This window comes from Nitratidesulfovibrio sp. SRB-5, from assembly GCF_019931275.1.
Classification (GTDB): Bacteria; Desulfobacterota; Desulfovibrionia; order Desulfovibrionales; family Desulfovibrionaceae; genus Cupidesulfovibrio.
In genome coordinates this window covers 1,515,552-1,532,729 of the sequence record NZ_JAIOTY010000001.1, presented here as the reverse complement: position 1 = coordinate 1,532,729, position 17,178 = coordinate 1,515,552, and the positions used below count along the sequence as shown (strand labels likewise).

12 protein-coding genes and 1 other RNA gene are annotated in these 17,178 nt (G+C 68.1%); all 13 read left to right on the top strand.

Going from position 1 to position 17,178, the window contains the following annotated elements:
• Window positions 1–17 precede the first annotated feature (17 nt).
• The 13 genes from rnpB (at window position 18) to K6142_RS06175 (ending at window position 16,978) form a co-directional block, all read left to right on the top strand.
• Window positions 18–381, top strand: an RNA gene (gene rnpB, locus K6142_RS06235) — RNase P RNA component class A.
• Window positions 382–665: 284 nt separating this feature from the next.
• Window positions 666–1,973 (top strand): 2-C-methyl-D-erythritol 4-phosphate cytidylyltransferase, encoded by a 1,308-nt coding sequence (ispD, locus tag K6142_RS06230; RefSeq protein WP_223380771.1) that lies wholly within the window; start codon window positions 666–668, stop codon window positions 1,971–1,973.
• Between the two features lie 298 nt (window positions 1,974–2,271).
• Window positions 2,272–4,023, top strand: a complete 1,752-nt coding sequence (locus K6142_RS06225; RefSeq protein ID WP_190243867.1) for a long-chain-fatty-acid--CoA ligase — start codon at window positions 2,272–2,274, stop codon at window positions 4,021–4,023.
• Window positions 4,024–4,115: 92 nt separating this feature from the next.
• Window positions 4,116–4,670 (top strand): D-aminoacyl-tRNA deacylase, encoded by a 555-nt coding sequence (locus K6142_RS06220; RefSeq protein ID WP_190243868.1) that lies wholly within the window; start codon window positions 4,116–4,118, stop codon window positions 4,668–4,670.
• Window positions 4,657–6,210 (top strand): PP2C family protein-serine/threonine phosphatase, encoded by a 1,554-nt coding sequence (locus K6142_RS06215; RefSeq protein WP_190243869.1) that lies wholly within the window; start codon window positions 4,657–4,659, stop codon window positions 6,208–6,210. The genes K6142_RS06220 and K6142_RS06215 overlap by 14 nt, the downstream gene beginning before the upstream one ends.
• A gap of 12 nt (window positions 6,211–6,222) precedes the next feature.
• Entirely contained in the window at window positions 6,223–6,684 is a 462-nt protein-coding gene (locus K6142_RS06210; protein ID WP_190243870.1) for an ATP-binding protein, read from the top strand.
• On the top strand, window positions 6,633–6,977 hold the full coding sequence (locus K6142_RS06205) for an STAS domain-containing protein (RefSeq protein WP_190243871.1): 345 nt from the start codon (window positions 6,633–6,635) through the stop codon (window positions 6,975–6,977). The genes K6142_RS06210 and K6142_RS06205 overlap by 52 nt, the downstream gene beginning before the upstream one ends.
• Before the next feature lie 208 nt (window positions 6,978–7,185).
• Entirely contained in the window at window positions 7,186–8,331 is a 1,146-nt protein-coding gene (locus K6142_RS06200) for a FapA family protein (protein WP_190243872.1), read from the top strand.
• 83 nt (window positions 8,332–8,414) lie between these two features.
• Window positions 8,415–10,382 (top strand): glycosyltransferase, encoded by a 1,968-nt coding sequence (locus K6142_RS06195; protein WP_190243873.1) that lies wholly within the window; start codon window positions 8,415–8,417, stop codon window positions 10,380–10,382.
• A gap of 57 nt (window positions 10,383–10,439) precedes the next feature.
• A complete protein-coding gene (locus K6142_RS06190) occupies window positions 10,440–12,005 on the top strand; it encodes a glycosyltransferase family 9 protein (protein ID WP_190243874.1) in 1,566 nt (521 codons plus the stop codon).
• 584 nt (window positions 12,006–12,589) lie between these two features.
• Window positions 12,590–14,485 (top strand): flagellar hook-length control protein FliK, encoded by a 1,896-nt coding sequence (locus K6142_RS06185; RefSeq protein WP_190243875.1) that lies wholly within the window; start codon window positions 12,590–12,592, stop codon window positions 14,483–14,485.
• A 9-nt stretch (window positions 14,486–14,494) separates the two neighbouring features.
• Window positions 14,495–15,274: a flagellar hook assembly protein FlgD gene (locus K6142_RS06180; RefSeq protein ID WP_190243876.1), complete on the top strand. Its 780-nt coding sequence runs from the start codon at window positions 14,495–14,497 to the stop codon at window positions 15,272–15,274.
• 66 nt (window positions 15,275–15,340) lie between these two features.
• On the top strand, window positions 15,341–16,978 hold the full coding sequence (locus K6142_RS06175; protein ID WP_190243877.1) for a flagellar hook protein FlgE: 1,638 nt from the start codon (window positions 15,341–15,343) through the stop codon (window positions 16,976–16,978).
• Window positions 16,979–17,178: the final 200 nt, after the last annotated feature.

The window sequence follows — 17,178 nt, the reverse complement described above, 5'->3', positions numbered from 1 at the left end:
CCGCGCATCCGATTTCGGGAGCCGGACGGGCTGTCGTCGCGGGCCGCAAGGCCCGGGGAGGAAAGTCCGGGCTCCGCAGGGCAGGACGCTGGGTAACCCCCAGGACGAGCGATCGTCGGACAGGGCCACAGAAAGCAGACCGCCCGGCAGGTTCGCCTGCCGGGTAAGGGTGAAACGGTGGGGTAAGAGCCCACCAGCTGGCGCGGTGACGCACCAGGCTCGGTAACCCCCGTCCGGAGCAAGACCAAATAGGGAAGCGTACGAGGCCTGCCCGGCCCATGCTTCCGGGTCGGTTGCTTGAGGGCGCCGGCAACGGCGCTCCTAGAGGAATGACAGCCACCCGCAAGGGTACAGAACCCGGCTTACAGTCCGACTCCCGATAGTTTCAAGGGCATACGGGGGAGGGAGGAAGGTACTTTTAAAAAAGTACCTTCCTCCCTCCCCCGGTCCCCCTCCCTCCTTCCCCCAAACTTTTCATTTGGGGGTTCTTTTTGGTGCAGATGGAGCGCGAAGGGACGGTGAACACAAAAGCCGCTGCCTCGCCCCCTTACCCCCAATTAGAAAGTTTGCGGGATGGGGGGCACGGGGGGAAGGGGGCTTTTCAAAGCCTCCTTCCCCCCGTATCTTTCCCCTCTCCTTTCCACTTTTCTTTTCAAGGACCGTACATGCACGCATGGGCCATTGTTCTCGCGGCGGGCAGCGGCACCCGGCTGGCTGCGGCCGGGCTGTCCACGGCCAAGCAGTTCATCCAGCACCGGGGGGCGCCGTTGTACTGGCGTTCGGCGCGCACGTTCGCGGCGGTGGCGCGGGTGCGCGGGCTGGTGTTCGTGTTCCCGCAGGACAGGCTGGAAGCCGAGCGCGAGCGTTTGACCGCGCTGGACGCCGGACGCGCCCTGGGTGTGCCGTGGCGGGCGGTGGCGGGCGGCGCGCTGCGGCAGGATTCGGTGGCGGCGGGGCTTGCGGCCCTGCCGCACGAGTGCGACGCGGTGCTGGTGCATGACGCGGCCCGGCCATTCGCCACGGCGGCGTTGTGCAACGCGGTGCTCGACGCGCTGGCGGCGGGCGCGCCGGGGGTGGTGCCGGGAGTGGCGGTGACGGACACCATCAAGCAGACGGCCAACGGCGTGGTTGCCCACACCCCGGACAGGTCCGGGCTGGTGGCGGTGCAGACCCCGCAGGGCTTTGCGCTGGCCGCGCTGCGACAGGCGCATGAACGCGCCCGTGCCGAGGGCTGGACCGTTACCGACGATGCCGCCCTGCTGGAACGCTGCGACGTTGCCGTGCACGTGGTGCCCGGCGAGGTCGCCAACGCCAAGATCACCACGCCGGAGGACCTGGCCATGCTGGACGATGCCGACACCGCCCGTACCCCGTGGGATGCCCGCAACGGGCAGATGCGCCTGATTCCCTGCACCGGCTGGGGCTACGACGTGCATCGCTACGTGCGAAAGGAAGAGGCGGGCCGCCCCCCCCGTCCCATGAAGCTGGGCGGCGTGCTCATTCCCGGCGGTCCGGAGGTGGTTGCCCATTCCGACGGCGACGTGCTGCTGCACGCCCTCACCGATGCCCTGCTGGGGTGCATCGGCGGCGGAGACATCGGCCAGCATTTTCCGGATACCGACGCCGCGCTGGACAACGCCAACTCCGCCGTCCTGCTGGACGAGGTGCTGGGCCTGACCCGAGCCGCAGGGCTGGAAATCACCAACGTGGACCTGACCATCATCGCCCAGGTGCCCCGGCTGGCCCCGTGGCGCGAACATATCCGCCGCAACGTCTGCCGCCTGCTGGCTCTGGACGAGGCCATGGTGAACGTGAAGGCCACCACCGAAGAAAAACTGGGGTTCACCGGCGAAAAGAAGGGCCTGAAGGCCGTGGCCGCCGTGACCGGCCTGCGCCCCGTGCGGGCTGGCCGCCCCGGTGATGCAGGCGAAGCCGGGGACACCGGCGGTACAGGCGGCACAGGCGGCGCCTGAGCGGACACGGGCCGGGCTGAAACCCCGCGCGTCAGTTACGCATTCGCCCCGCAGGCACCGCTTACCCGGCAGACACGCATTCGCCCCGCGGGCACGCATTGGGCACGGGACGCCCTTTTCCCCGTGCCGTGGGGCTTGCGCGGGCGCGAGCCGCATAGTACAAATCCGAAGGTTTGCCTTCCATCCCCTTGAACACACGAACAATACGGGCCAGCGCCAGCGCCCGTGCACCGCATGCGCCTTGCCGGGCCGGGCGGAATGCGCGGAATGACGTGGCGGCCACGGTCCGCCACCACGTATGACCGAACCCAACACCTCCGCCGATTTCCCCTGGCTGGCCAGCTACGATGCGGGCGTTCCCGCCAACATCAGCTACGAAACCTTTCCGCTGTTCACCCTGCTGGACAGGGCCGCGGAACGCACCCCCCGCCGCACGGCCATCGCCTTCCGCAACTATCGCCTCAGCTACGCCAAGCTGCGCCAACTGGCGGAGGTCATGGCCGCCAACCTGCGCGCCCAGGGCGTGCGGCGCGGCGACAAGGTGTCGATCATGCTGCCCAACCTGCCGCAGACGGTCATTGCCTTCTGGGCGGTGCTGAAGGCTGGCGGCGTGGTGGTGATGACCAACCCGCTGTACATGGAAAAGGAACTGGTCCACCAGATCCACGACTCCGGCGCGCGGTTCATGATCGCCCTCGACCTGGTATGGCCCAAGATAGAGCCACTGCGCGAAAAGCTGGGCATCGACAAGTATTTCCTCACCCGCATCGGCGACGGGTTGGCCTTCCCGCTCAACTTCCTGTACGCCTTCAAGGCCAAGCGCGAGGGCACCTGGCGCGAGCTGCCCTTTGACGGCAGGCACGTGCTGCCGTGGAAAAGCCTGCTCAAGGGCAAGGCCCGCCATTCCACCACCACGTGCAACCCCACCGAAGACCTGGCAGTGCTGCAATACACCGGCGGCACCACGGGCATTTCCAAGGGGGTCATGCTGACGCACCACAACATGTCGGTGAACGTGCAGCAGATCACCACCATTTTGGGCGAAGCCCGCGACATGGACCACTGTTTCCTGGGGCTGATGCCCTACTTCCATGTCTACGGGCTGACCACCTGCCTCACCCTGCCCACGGCCCTTGCGGCCACCATCGTGCCCTTCCCGCGTTATGTCCCGCGCGACGTGCTGGTGGGCATCCAGAAGCACAAGCCCACCATCTTCCCCGGCGCGCCCTCCATCTACATTTCGCTGATGCAGCAGAAGGAGGTGGGCGACTACGACCTGACCTCCATCCGCTACTGCATTTCGGGGTCGGCGCCCATGCCGATGGAGCACATCAAGCGGTTCAGGGAACTTACCGGGGCTCAGGTCATCGAAGGCTTCGGCCTGACGGAGGCCTCGCCGGTCACCCACCTGAACCCCATCCACGGGGTCAGCAAGGCCGGGTCCATCGGCATCCCCTTCCCGGACACCGAGGCGCGCATCGTGGACATGGAAGTGGGCCTGGTGCCGCTGCCCGCGGGCAAGGTGGGCGAACTTATCATCCGCGGCCCGCAGGTCATGAAGGGCTACTGGAACCGCCCGGACGAAACCGCCAACACCCTGCGCAACGGCTGGCTGTACACCGGCGACATCGCCACCATGGACGAGGACGGCTACTTCACCATCGTGGACCGCAAGAAGGACATGTTCCTGGTGGGCGGCTACAACGTGTACCCGCGCGAAATCGATGAAGTGCTGCACGAGCACCCCAGGATCAAGGAAGCGGTGACCGTGGGCGTGCCCCACCCCACGCGCGGCGAGATGATCAAGGCCTTCGTGGTGGTCAAGCCCGGCGAAAAGCTGACCAAGGCAGAGGTCGTGGCCCACTGCCGCGAAAAGCTGGCCAGCTACAAGGTGCCCAAGCAGGTGGAGTTTCGCGACGACCTGCCCAAGACCGTGGTAGGCAAGGTACTGCGCCGCATCCTGCGCACCGAGGAAGAAGAGAAGCTGAAGGCGGAACTGGCGGCGTCTCCCGCAACAGCCGCCGCGTCCGACGACGACGGAGCGCAGTAGGGCGACAGGCCTGGCTGCCTCCGGCTTTCCCTGGCCTGACGAGCGGGGGACGGCGTTCCGCACCCGTCTCCGCCACGGAATAGAGGAACGACATGCGACTGCTGCTGCAACGGGCGCGCCGGGGATCGGTGGCGGTAAACGGTGAAATCGTGGCCGCCATCGGGCCGGGGCTGGTGGTGCTGGCGGGCTTTGGCCCGCGCGATACCGCCGCGCTGCCCGGTGAGCCGCGCTGGGCGGGCATGATCGACAAGATGCTGGACCTGCGCGTGTTTCCCGACGACGCGGGAAAGATGAACGTGGGCCTGCGCGAATGGCCCGTACCCGCCAGCATGCAGGACGCCATGGTCGGCGGCATCGCTTCCGGCGGCACGTTGGGCCAGCTGCTGCTGGTGCCCCAGTTCACCCTGCACGCCGACTGCCGCAAGGGCCGCCGCCCGTCGTTTTCCTCCGCCGCGCAGCCCGCCGTGGCCGAAGGCCTGTTCGGCCAACTGGCTACCGATATTGACGCACGCCTGCCGGGCCGGGTACGCTGTGGCATCTTCGCGGCCGACATGGACGTCTCCCTCGTCAACTGGGGGCCGGTGACCATCTGGCTGAGCGACGACGACCTCTTTCCGGAGCGGCGACCACCCCATGGCGGCGGATGACATCACCCTTCTCATCGCCGCGCCCACGCCGCTGACGCGCGAGGCGCTGCGCCGCCTGCCCGGCACGGGCCGCACCATGCTGCGCGCCGCCACCCTGGCCGAGGCGCTGGCCTTGCACGACGCGCGCCGCCCCCACGTGGTGATCATCGACGCCGCCCTGCCCGACGCCGCCCCAACATATCCTGCCCCAACATATCCGGCCCATACATATCCGGCCCGGCCCGATGCGGCGCCTGTCCCCCCACGTCTTGCCGCGCCCCCGCCGCCGCCTTACGACCCCGTGCCGCCCCCGTCCGTACCCGCATCGGCGTCCGCTTCGGCGTCCGTATCGACACAGGGCGCGCATGCGGACGGCCACCTTCCCGCGCTCGACCTGGTGCGGGCCATCCGCGCCGTGCGCGGCGACGAGGACGTGTTCCTCATCGTGCTCACCGAGCCGGACGACCACGCCTTGCGGGCCGACGCCCTGGCCATGGGCGCCAACGACGCCCTGCGCCTGCCGCTGGAACCGCTGGAACTGGACGCCCGCGTGTCCGTGGGCGCCCGGCAGGCCCGCATGGCCCGCCGCCTGCGCGCCTACTCGGACAGGCTGACCCGCGAAATGGCCCGCGTGGCAGAATTGCAGATGCGCCTGCTGCCTTCGTCCTCGCCATATCTGCCCGGCCTGCACGTGGAAAGCCTGTATCGTCCATCCGGCGATGCCAGCGGCGACTATTTCGACTACTTCCTGCTGCCCCCGCGCGTCCCCGCCAATGCCGCGCCCACGGCATCTCCGGCGCAGCTTTCTTCGTCCGCCGTGCCAGACCAGCCCGCCCCGCCTGTGCAGCCTGCCCTATCCGACGTCGACGGCCCGGTGCTGCGGGTGGTCATTGCCGACGTGTCCGGCCACGGAGCCCGCGCCGCCTTTCTCATGAGCATCGTGCGCACCCTGGTGCGCGCCCAGAACGACGGCGCCGCCGCCCGCCACGCCGACGGCATGCCCCCTCTGCCGCTGACCGAGACCGTACAGCGCATCAACCGGCACCTAGTGGACATCATCGGCGGCGAGCCGGACTTCGTCACCCTGTTCGCGGGTGACATCGACTTTGCCGTGGGCACGCTGGAATACGTCAACGCCGGGCATTGCCCCGCCCTGCTGCGCGACGGCGGCGGGCAGGTCACCCGTCTGCCGTCCAACGCTCCGCTGCTGGGATTCTTCAACGCCGATTTCGCCGCGGAACTGCGCGCCTTTCCACCCGGCTGCCAGTTGCTGCTGTTCACCGACGGCCTGCACGACTGGACGGCACCGGGAGGCACCCACCTTGGCCCGGAACGGTTTCTGGAACTGACCGAACCATGCCTGCGCGCCGGCAGCGAGGTGCTGGCCGCCATGGAATCGGCCCTACGTGATGTGGCTGGCGGCATGCCGCCCTTCCGGGACGATGTGACCGCCCTGTGGATACGCCGCGAGGGGCCCGTCCCCGGCGAACCGGTCAGGCCAGACGAACCGGTCAGGCCAGACGAACCGGTCAGGCCAGACGAGCCCGCCGGGGCCCATTGACGGAAGCGCGCCATGCACAACTACGAATTTTCCACCACCGCCCTGCGCGAAACCTATCGCCCCTTCGTGCGCGGCATTGCCGCAACCATGGCCGCCTACCTTGCCGCGCCCACACTGGTGCATCCGCTGGAGCTGGTCACGGCGGAGGCCTGCGCCAACGTGGTGCGCCATGCCTACCCGCAAGGGCAGCCCGGCCCGGTGCGGGTACGCCTGACGGTGAACCCGCGCGTGGACATGGCGCTGGCCGTCACCGACTGGGGGCGAGGCTGCGCCGCCTGCCCGTTGCCCCCTGCGGTGGGGGCGCCGGAAGCCACGTCCGGACGGGGCTTGCGCATCATCACCTGCCTGTGCGATGCCGTGACGGGTGAAACCGGCCCGGACGGCAACACCCTGCATCTGCAATTGGCCATACCGGAGGAACAATGGCGCACCTCGAACTTGACGATCACGGAAACATCCTTGTTGCGGCGCTGACGGGCGAACTGACCCTGGCCAACGCCACGGAGGTCCGCAACGAACTGGAACGGCTGTTTGCCCGCAAGGGCGTGTCCGACGTGGTGCTGGACCTTGCCGCCGTGTCGTTCATGGACAGCTCCGGGCTGGGCACGCTGGTGGCCGCCAGCACCAAGGCCCGCTCCATGGGCCGCCGCCTGCTGCTGTACCGGCCCACCGCAGAAGCGGTGCACACCATGGAAACCGCGCAACTCACCGGGTTCTTTCCCATCCTTGGTGACGAGGAAGACCTGCTGGCCCTGCTGCCGGACTAGTCCCGCAAGCACGGAGTTCGGGCGAATCGGTCACGGCAGGCATATGGCCTTCCCTGCCGCACCCCGACACGCAGCCCCCATACGCAGAGCAGGACACGCGGCCCCGACACGCAGTCAGGATACGCAGTCAGGACACGCACCCGGATACGCAGCCAGGACACGCGGCGCGCCACGCGACGCCGCAGGCACAGCCCACGGAGAGCGCCACATGCCATATTACCTGCGCCACCATTTCGAGCCCGACTTCGACTACATGCACCTGAAGCCAAAGGCGGACGATGCCGGCAACATCGACCGCTACAATCTCGGCTACGTCCAGAACGTGGTGAAGGGACAGGTGCTGGCGGAACTGGTGCCGCTGGAGGAAGCAGGCGAAGGCCCGCTGGACCCGCGCTACGTGTACGACACGCCGCCCGTCGAACTGCCCTGCGGCCCCAACTGCGAGCTGGATGCCGGTTCGCCCAACCGGGTGGTGGCCGACGCCAACGGCTACGTCTTCTATCACGACGGGCTGATAACGGTGAAGAAGATGCTCAACGTCCGGCGCGACGTGGACTTTCACACCGGCAACATCTTTTTCGTGGGCGACATGGCCATCCATGCCGACGTGAAGCCCGGCTTCGAAATCCAGGCCGACAACATCCTGGTCAAGGGCGTGGTGGAAGGCGCGGTGGTGCGCGCGCGGGGGGCCATTGCCTGCGAAAGCGGCATCAAGGGCGGCAAGAGCTGCCTGCTGGACGCGGGCGACACCCTGCGCGTGCCCTTTGCCGAAAACGCGGAACTGCGCTCGCACGGCAACATGTACATAGAGCGCTTTGCCCTGCACTGCCGCATCTACGCCGGGGCAAATCTGGTCGTGAAAGACCGCGTGCAGGGCGGCACGGTGCACGGCGCGGGCGTGGTGTACATCGAAAACCAGCTGGGCGGCGCCCAGGGCACCCCCACCAAGGTCAACCTGGGGTACGACCCGTTCAAGTTCCGCAAGATCACCCGGCTGGAGGAAAACATCCGCGATCTGCGCCAGCGCATCATCCACTACGAGGCCGTGGCCGCCGATACACCGGCGGGCAAGGAAGAGCCGGTGCGCCGCCTGGAGGCGGCGCTGAAGAAGATGGACCGTCTGCTGCGCCAGCGCGCCGCGCTGTGGCAAGACCTGAAGCGCGGCGGCCCCATAGCCGAACGCTGCCGCCTGGTGGTGCCGGGACGCATCATGCCCGGCGTGGAGATATCCATCGAGGAATCGTGGATGGAAGTGCGCGAGGAATTGCGCGACGTGCGCATCATCCTGCGTGACGGCGAACTGGCGGTGGAATCGCCCGCCCTGCCGCCCGGACACGGCGCCGCACACCGCTGACGCATCAAGAGAACCGCATCGGCGCGCCCGCCTCCCTCTCTAGCACACCGGGCGTTGCCCCGAGCAAAGGCATTTCACGGACCATGCCGCCAGTTGACGATACCCCGCGCCAGACAGCGCCCCGCCCCGGGCTGGCGGCCCGCGTGCTGCCCTCGCCCCGCCCGCAGGGCACGGGTGCCGAAAATGCGCCCGCCACCCCGGTCGGATCGGGTGCCGCCCCGGCCCCCTCCTGCGACATCGAAGTGACCGTGGATGGCCGCGTCATGGCCATGCTGGGCCCCGGCGGCCCGGCGCGCGAACTGGCCCTGCTGGCCCCCTATGAAAAGCTGTGCGCGCATGCAGCGTCCGGGCCAGATTCGCCAGTTTTGCCAGTCCAGCCAGTCCCGCCCGGCGGCCCCGACACAACCCTCCCGCCAGTTTCGCCAGTTCCCCCCATTCCGCCAGTCCTGCCCGTCCTTCTGGGCGCGGGCACCGGCGCGGCCCTGGACCGTCTGCTTGAACTGCACCCCGGCCCAGTGGCCGTGGTGGACCGGTCCACGGAAATCCTTGCCGCCAGCCGCCTGCGTGAACGCCACGCCAGAGACACCGCCACCGGGCGCATCCTGTGGGTGACCGACGACGACGCGGACGCGGCCCTGCGCACCCTTACCCGCTGGCAGTACGAGCACGGCGGGCTGCAACTGCTGCCCCTGCCGCACCCCTTCTACCTGCGGCTCGACCGCGCCCATTACGCCCGCCTGCGCGACGTGCTGTCCGCCAGCGCCCGCTTCAATTTCTGGGAACGGGCCGCCTATCCAAAATTCGCGGACCCTGCCGCCCTGCCGCGCATGCTGCTGATCACCAGCCAGTATTTCCTGATGGGAGAAATCGTCACCGCCTGCCAGCGTCTGGGCGTGCCCTACCATCTGCTGACCCTGGACGACGACGAGGTGGGCCGGGGCGAGTTCGTGGAAAAGCTGTTGCGCGCCGTGGTGGAATTCCGCCCCGACTTCGCCTTCACCATCAACCATCTGGGCGTGGACCGCGAAGGCGTGCTGACCGACCTGCTGGAAAAGCTGCGCCTGCCCCTGGCCTCGTGGTTCGTGGACAACCCGCACCTGATCCTCTACCTGTACCGGCGCATCGTCAGCCCGTGGACGGCCATCTTCACCTGGGACGCGGACAACCTGCCCTCGCTGCGCGAGCTGGGCTTCGAGCACGTGGCCTACCTGCCCCTGGGCACCGACCCGGTGCGCTTCGCCCCGCCCGCGTCGCCGCCGCCCGCCAGCCATCCGTGGCGGGCGCGGGTGTCGTTCGTGGGCAATTCCATGGTCTACAAGGTGGCCCACCGCATGAAGGCGGGCAAGCTGCCCGCCGCGCTGCTGCGCTCGTACCACGAGGTGGCGGCGGGCTTCGGCGCGCACGGCGAGCGCTCCGTGGGGGCCTACCTGCGGGCGCACCAGCCGGAACTGGCCGATGTGTATGAAAGACTGGGGGGGCTGGATGCAAGGAACGGGCGTGACGCCATGGGCGACGCCGAGCGGCGCCTGTCCTACGAGACCATGCTCACCTGGGAGGCCACCCGCCAGTACCGCGCCGCCTGCGTGGCCCGCACCCTGCCCTTTGCCCCGCTGATCGTGGGCGACAAGGGCTGGCGCAAGGTGTTCCGCAACGCGCCCCCAGGCTGGCGACTGCACCCGGAAATCAACTATTACAAAGAACTGCCCGCGTTCTATCCCCTGTCGGAGATCAACTTCAACTGCACCAGCAAGCAGATGAAGGGCGCGGTGAACCAGCGCGTGTTCGACGTGCCCGCCACCGGAGCGTTCGTGCTTACCGACTGGCGCGACCAGATCGAGAACCTGTTCGAACCGGGGAACGAAGTGGTCTGCTACGCGGAGCCGGAAGAAGCCGACGACCTGCTGCGCCGCTACCTGGACCACCCGGAAGATCGTGCCCGCGTGGTGGCCGCCGCGCGCAGGCGCATTCTGGCCGAGCACACCTACGAGCACCGCCTGCGTACGCTGCTGGACCACATGCGCCGCATCTTCGGCCCGGCCCGCGCCAGATAGCTCCACCCGGCCACGCCACGCCAAACCGGCCCCCATGCCAAGGCCCGCACCACGGTCATGACCACCGCCCTCACGCCCCCGGCACCCGCCACCGTGCCCGCATCCGTCAACGCCCCCGCGGACGGGGCGGCAGATGCGCCCATTCTGGTGTTGCAGATGCAGCGCATGGGCGATCTGGTGCTGACGTTTCCGCTGCTGGCGTGGCTGCGGGCGGAACACCCGCGCCGCCCGCTGTGGGTGGTGGGAGAGGAAAAATTCTTCAAGGGACTCATGCCCATCGGGCCGGAGGCGGTGTTCTTTCCGTACGGCGCGGCGGAACGGCTGCGCCGGAACCGCTACCATCTTGTGGTCAACCTCAGCCACCGGCCAGAGGCCGCCGCACTGGCCGGGCAACTGCATGCCGATGCGCATTTCGGTCCATATCTTGCCAGCGGGGGCACGGGGAAGGGCACTGGCCAGACAACTTACGTGCACGGGCGCTGGCAGCTGTACCGGACCTCGCTGGTGCACAACAACCGGCACAACCTGTTCCACTGGGCCGACCTGAACGCGCTGGACTGCGTACCCCACCGTCGCATACGGGGCACCGACTGGCCCGCCCCGCAACATCACGGGCGCGACCCGCAACGGGTGGGACTGTTCCTGGGGGCCAGCGAGCCGGAAAAACGCCCCGGCGCCCCGTTCTGGGCCGCGCTGGCCCGCGACCTGCTGCGGCGCGGGCTGAAGCCAGTCCTGCTGGGTGGTCCGGCAGAGGCGGCGCTGGGGGCCGACGTGGCCCGCCGCGCCAACACCCCGGCGCTGAACCTGTGCGGGCGCTTCACCCTGCCGGAACTGGTGGCCTTCACCCGTTCGCTGCGCCTGCTGGTCACGCCGGACACCGGCCCCATGCACGTGGCCGCCTGGACCCAGACCCCCACCCTGAACCTGTCCATGGGACCGGTGAACGCCTGGGAAACCGCCCCCTTTCCCCCCGGGCATCACGTGCTGCGCGCCACCATCAGCTGCGTGGGCTGTTGGCGGTGCACCCAGCCTTCCGTGCTGTGCCGCGACAGGTTCGACCCCGCTCGGGTGGCATCGCTGGTGCTTGCGCTGCTGCGCGAACAGGATGCCGACCCCACCCTGTCGGCCAGTGGCGCGAAAGCCGCCACCGCAGCCTCGCGCCTTGCGCGGCTGCGCCTGCCGGGGCTGGAACTGCTGCGTACCGGGCGCGACGCGCTGGGCCTGTTCGACCTCGTTCCCATGGGCCACAACGGCAACGGAGAACAGGCGGTGCCCCGCCGCCTGTTCGGCCAGTTCTGGAAGGCATTCTGGTCCTGGCGGCTCGGCCTGCACGGCGAGGCCGCCGCCCGCCGGGCCTGGGCCGACCTTGCCGCCGCCTCGCCCCATCTGGTCGAGGCCCTGCGCCGTGCCCTGTCGGGCCTTGGGCGCGACCTGGCCCATGCCCTGCGCGGCATGGGGGCCGGACAGGCCATGCTGCCGCCCGACTTCTGGCACCGCCACCCGCCCATGCTGCGCCCCCTCACCGGCTACCTGCACATGTCCGTGCAGAACGCAGACGCCACCGCCGCAGCCTGGGCCGAGGCCCTGGCCCTGGTAGAGGCCCTGGCCGCCCTGACGGCCTGATCCGCCCCGTTACCACCCCTCCGGCGGCCTGAACTGAAACCCGCGGGGGATGGCAGGTGCCCGCCAGGTTCGCTGGGACTCGCTGGGACTCGCCGGGACTGGCCGGGACTGGCCGGGCGTGGCGGCCCCTGACAGGGCCTGTGCCGCACCATCCCCCTGCCGTCTCTTCCCCTTCTCTCTGCCCTCTGCTTCCACTGTTCCCCCTGTTCCCCTCCTGTTCCCCCCCTGTTCCCACGGTTCCCACTGTTCCCCCGCCGCCCCGCCGCCCTGCTGCCCCAGCCGGGCCAATCGAGCCAGCCGGGCCATGCCGCATGCTGCGCCACTGCGGTACGCCGCCTGCCACCCTTTTCGCCAGCGGTGCCGCTTCCACGTCCCCTCGTCCTGATGCTTCTCCCCCTCAGCCTTCTCTGGCCCACCAACCATCAAGAATGGTCAAGATTTGCAAACGGGCCCGGCCTGCACGCCGCGCACGTACGGCAGCCCTTGCCGGGCACGCCCTCTTTGTACATCATAACCACCTGAAATCATGCCGCGTAAAGTTTTGGAACGGTCCTTGTAATCCCAAGACTGCAAGGAGCCCCGGCATGCATATTTTTCCCTTTCTCCCCGAGACCGCAAAGGCACCGTCCGATGTGACGCGGCGCCCCAAGGTCACTGCCAGCACCCTCGACTTCGCTTCCGTGCTCGCGGACAAGGCGAGCCCGCGTTCCCTTTCGGGCGCGGGCACCACCGCCCTCCGCACCGCCGCCGATGCGGCCACGGAAGCCAAGGGCAAGGTGCGCAGGGGCGAGGACGGCGGCGTGCTCACCGCGCCCGGGCAGATCAGCCTTTCCTACCAGGACGTCATTGCGCTGCGGAACCAGCTGGAAAAGAGCGGCGTTTCGCCCGACCGGCTGGAACGCCTCACCCAGATGGCTTCCACCCCCGGCAACTATTCGCTGGGCCAGGTCATTTCGGCCCTGCGCAAGGACGGCCCCTACGCCAACCTGAACGCCGACGGCACTGCAACCACCGCCCTGAACGGCAACCAGCGCCTGGACGCCAAGCAGTTCCTGCAAAAGATCGGCATGCTGCCCGAAGAAGCGGACGGCATGCTGGCCCAGATGGACGCGGGCAACACCGACACGGTGTGGAAGGCCGTCAGCAGCAAGCTGAGCAGCAAGACCGACGGCGACGCCATCGACGTCAACGTGGCGGAACTGGAGGCCATGGCCAAGGGCCTGCGCCTGTCGCCCGAAGTGCTGGCCGCCATGAAGACGCTGTTCGGCGGGCAGACCGAAATTTCCACCAACGCCGCCGGGCTGAAGTCCGCACTGGTGCCCGCCGGGCAGGAAATGGCCGCGCGCGAACAGGCTGACCGCAATCTGGCCTCGGCCCTTGGCTCCGCGCTCGACCCGGTGTTGCAGGCGGCCAAGAAGTCCGCCGAGCGCATCGAGCAGGCCGACCGGCGCGGTGACCGCACCGCCCAGCGCAGCAAGGTGCTGATCCGCGAAGCCGCCACCGGCAAGGGCAACGGCAGCGGCGTTGCACCCGCGCTGGACGCCGAACGCCACGACGGAGCATCGGCCAATGCGGGCAAGACCCGCCAGTCGGGCCTGATGCACACCGGGGCCGGCACCCAGGAGCATGCCGGTCGCCAGGCTGGCCAGACGGGCGACGCCCTGCAGCAGAACGCGTCCCCGCACAATGGCAACGGGGGCACCAACGGCCAGCAGGCACAGACGGCGCAGGGCAATGCCCAGGCGCAGGCCTTCGGTCTGGACAAGCAGTCCGGCCAGTCTTCGCAGTCGGGCGACGGCAAGGGTTCCGCCTGGCAGCAGGACCAGCACGGTCGGCCCGCTTCCGGCGGCAGCAGCGACCCGTGGGCCGAACTGCTGCGCAAGATCGACATCAGCCCGGCTTTCAGCGGCGCGGCCCAGAGCATGGCCGACGCTTCGGCCAGCGCTGCCAACGCGGCGGGTGCAGCCCAGCGACAGGGTCAGGCCCTGACGCCCTATCTTTCCGAACAGGCGGCGGCCCAGCTTGAGCGGGGCATCCTCACCTCCATGCAGGACGGCACCCGCCAGCTGACCATGAAGCTCGACCCCGGCGAACTGGGCAACGTGACCGTGACCCTTTCCGTGCGCAACGGAGAGGTCAACGCCACCATCCGCCCCGACCGCACCGAGACCGCGCAGGCCATCAACGACCAGCTGCACGTGCTGCGCACCGCGCTGGAACAGCAGGGGCTGAAGGTGGACCGGCTGGAAGTGCAGACCCAGTTGCAGGACAACTCGCTCTCGCAGGCCTGGCAGGATGCGGCCCAGCACAACGCCAGCCAGGAGCAGCAGACCCGCAACGCCGAACGCGAGCGCTACCGCCGCCTGCGCCGTCTTCGGGACGGGGATGACGCCTCCGGCGCGCAGTCCGTGGACATGGCCGCTGCCGCTGCGGGGCGCCCGGCAACTCTTACCGCCTCCGGGCTCGACATCATCGCATAGGAGGCCACCATGGCAGCCAGCCCCGTACTCGGTCAGGCCGAGCAGACGTTCAACAACTACCTTGGCGCCAAGACCAAGAACGATGAACTGGACAAGCAGGCGTTCCTGAATCTGCTGGTGGCCCAGCTTAGCCATCAGGACCCGCTGAACCCCATGGACGACAAGGAATTCGTCGCCCAGTTGGCGCAGTTCACCAGCCTTGAACAGCTCACCAACATCTCCACCGGCATCACCGACCTGAACGCCAGCGCCAAGCAGCAGCAGATGTCCGCCGCAGTGGGCTACATCGGCAAGGAAGTGACCGCCAGCGGCTACGAGATCAGCAAGACCTCGCAGAAGGACAGCACCGGCGCGACGGTAAACTCCGTCAGCACGGTGTACTTCACGACGCAGGAACAGGTGAACAACGGCTACATCAACATCTACGACAGCCAAATGAACCTGGTGCGCACGGAACTGATGGGCGCGAAGCAGCCCGGCACCTACCAGTACAAGTGGGACGGCAAGGATTACCAGGGCACCATAGTTCCGGACGGTGTCTACGCGGTTGCCATGTACGGCGAAGGTACGGACGGCAAGTCCGTGTACATTACCACCCAGGTTTCCGGCCAGGTGTCGGGCGTGGTCAAGGTGGACGACGAACCCTACCTGAGCCTGGCGGACGGCCGCCACATAGCCTTCAGCAACGTCTCCGAAATCGTGGCGCCCAACACCAACACCGGCGGCAGCGACACGGAAGACGACAATTCCGGAGACGATTCCGGCAGCGGCACGGAAGGCGACAGCTAACCCCCTGCGGGACGAGAGCACGCACACTACACCCCCACGGGGGTGCATGGACACAGGAGGTCGATCATGAGTGTCACGGCAAGTATGTGGACCGGCGTTTCGGGACTGCTGGCCCACGGCGAGAAGATGAACGTTCTCGGCAACAACATCGCCAACGTCAACACCGTGGGCTTCAAGGGCTCGCGCATGGACTTCCAGGATTTCATCAACCAGGACGTCTACAGCGCGGCCGGGGTGAGCCAGGTTGGCCGGGGCGTGTCCATCGGCGCCATTTTCGGCGACTTCAGCCAGGGCGCCTTTGAAACCACCAACGAGGCCACGGACCTTGCCATCGGCGGCAAGGGCTTCTTCCAGGTGCGGCCCAAGGGACAGGAAACCTCGTACTACACCCGCGCGGGCAACTTCCGCTTCGACAACGACGGCTATCTGGTCGATCCGCACGGCTACGTGCTGCAAGGCTGGGAAATCGAAAAGGCCCGCCCCTCGCTGTCCACCTCCACCGCGCAGGTGACCACCACCACCTCGCAGATCAAGGGGGCCGGGTCGCCCAAGGACATCAAGCTCGACGGCTTCACGGCCGAGCCGCAGCACACGTCCACCATCACCTCGGCCCACAACCTCGACGCGCGCGACGGCGGCGACAAGTCGGTCAACGGCGCCAACCCGTTCTTCTCGGTGTTCAACAACTGGGACGGCTCGGCCGCCACGCCGCTGTCCGACAGCCGCTTTGCCTACCAGACCACCATCAAGGTCTACGACGAAGGCGGCACCTCGCACGAACTGACCGTCTACTTCGACCAGGTGTCCACCGATTCCGTGGCCAACGCAGCCAGCGGCAAGCGCTACTGGGAATACATGGTCACCATGAATCCCTCGGACGACCTGCGCTCGGTCAACGGCCTGGACTTCTCGGGCACTTCGGCGGCGGGCATCCTGATGACCGGCACGCTGACCTTCGACACCTCCGGCCAGCTCACGGACATGACCGCCTTCACCATTGCCAGCGGCGCCACCGGCAACCTGAAGGACATGAACAACTGGGTGCCCACCACCTTCTCCAACAACGGCTACCCGCTGTTCGTGGCCAACTTCTCGGGCGTTGCCAACGCCAGCTACACCTCGCCCACGGTGCCCACCGAGGCCGAGCCGTACCTGATGGAGCTGAACTTCGGCCTGCGCAACCTCAGCAACTCCTGGGGCAGCGCCCCTGCCAGCGCCGCCGCCATCGGCAGCAACGCCGGCAACCTTGGCGGGCTGGGCGCGCAGGGCGAGCGGCAATCCACGGCCATGACCAGCTACGGCGGGTCATCGTCCATGATCTTCCAGAAGCAGGACGGCTACACCTTCGGCTTCCTGCAGAACATCACCGTGGACCAGGACGGCGTGGTGCATGGCCGGTACTCCAACGGGGTCATCCTGGACCTGTACCAGATCACCCTGTACGACTTCACCAGCCCCACCAACCTGCGGCGCGAAGGGGGCAACCTGTTCTCCGAAACGCGCGCCTCGGGCGATGCGCTGGCGGGGCCGGCCAACGCCAACGGGTACGGTTCCGTCAACTCCAACTCGCTGGAACAATCCAACGTGGACCTTGCCCGCGAGTTCGTGCAGATGATCACCACCCAGCGCGGCTTCCAGTCCAACAGCAAGGTCATCACCACCACGGACACCATGCTTGAAACCGTCGTGAACATGAAGCGTTAGCGGCGGATCATGATCGACCGGCGGACGCGGGCCCGAACCCGCGTCCGCACCGTGTCGGCGGCGGCGCGCCCGTGCGTGTCCCCGCAAAACATCCCGTGCGTCCCTTTCCGGAAGGGCCGCACGGGATGTTTTGCGTCTGCGCCCGGCCATGGCCAGAGCATGCGCACGACATGGAGCGTGCCGGACGCCGGACATGCAGG

What these genes read in the sequence shown, in the direction of transcription:
- ispD (WP_223380771.1), top strand. Translation starts at nt 666, where the DNA reads ATGCACGCATGGGCCATTGTTCTCGCGGCGGGCAGCGGCACCCGGCTG.
- K6142_RS06225 (WP_190243867.1), top strand. Translation starts at nt 2,272, where the DNA reads ATGACCGAACCCAACACCTCCGCCGATTTCCCCTGGCTGGCCAGCTAC.
- K6142_RS06220 (WP_190243868.1), top strand. Translation starts at nt 4,116, where the DNA reads ATGCGACTGCTGCTGCAACGGGCGCGCCGGGGATCGGTGGCGGTAAAC.
- K6142_RS06215 (WP_190243869.1), top strand. Translation starts at nt 4,657, where the DNA reads ATGGCGGCGGATGACATCACCCTTCTCATCGCCGCGCCCACGCCGCTG.
- K6142_RS06210 (WP_190243870.1), top strand. Translation starts at nt 6,223, where the DNA reads ATGCACAACTACGAATTTTCCACCACCGCCCTGCGCGAAACCTATCGC.
- K6142_RS06205 (WP_190243871.1), top strand. Translation starts at nt 6,633, where the DNA reads ATGGCGCACCTCGAACTTGACGATCACGGAAACATCCTTGTTGCGGCG.
- K6142_RS06200 (WP_190243872.1), top strand. Translation starts at nt 7,186, where the DNA reads ATGCCATATTACCTGCGCCACCATTTCGAGCCCGACTTCGACTACATG.
- K6142_RS06195 (WP_190243873.1), top strand. Translation starts at nt 8,415, where the DNA reads ATGCCGCCAGTTGACGATACCCCGCGCCAGACAGCGCCCCGCCCCGGG.
- K6142_RS06190 (WP_190243874.1), top strand. Translation starts at nt 10,440, where the DNA reads ATGACCACCGCCCTCACGCCCCCGGCACCCGCCACCGTGCCCGCATCC.
- K6142_RS06185 (WP_190243875.1), top strand. Translation starts at nt 12,590, where the DNA reads ATGCATATTTTTCCCTTTCTCCCCGAGACCGCAAAGGCACCGTCCGAT.
- K6142_RS06180 (WP_190243876.1), top strand. Translation starts at nt 14,495, where the DNA reads ATGGCAGCCAGCCCCGTACTCGGTCAGGCCGAGCAGACGTTCAACAAC.
- K6142_RS06175 (WP_190243877.1), top strand. Translation starts at nt 15,341, where the DNA reads ATGAGTGTCACGGCAAGTATGTGGACCGGCGTTTCGGGACTGCTGGCC.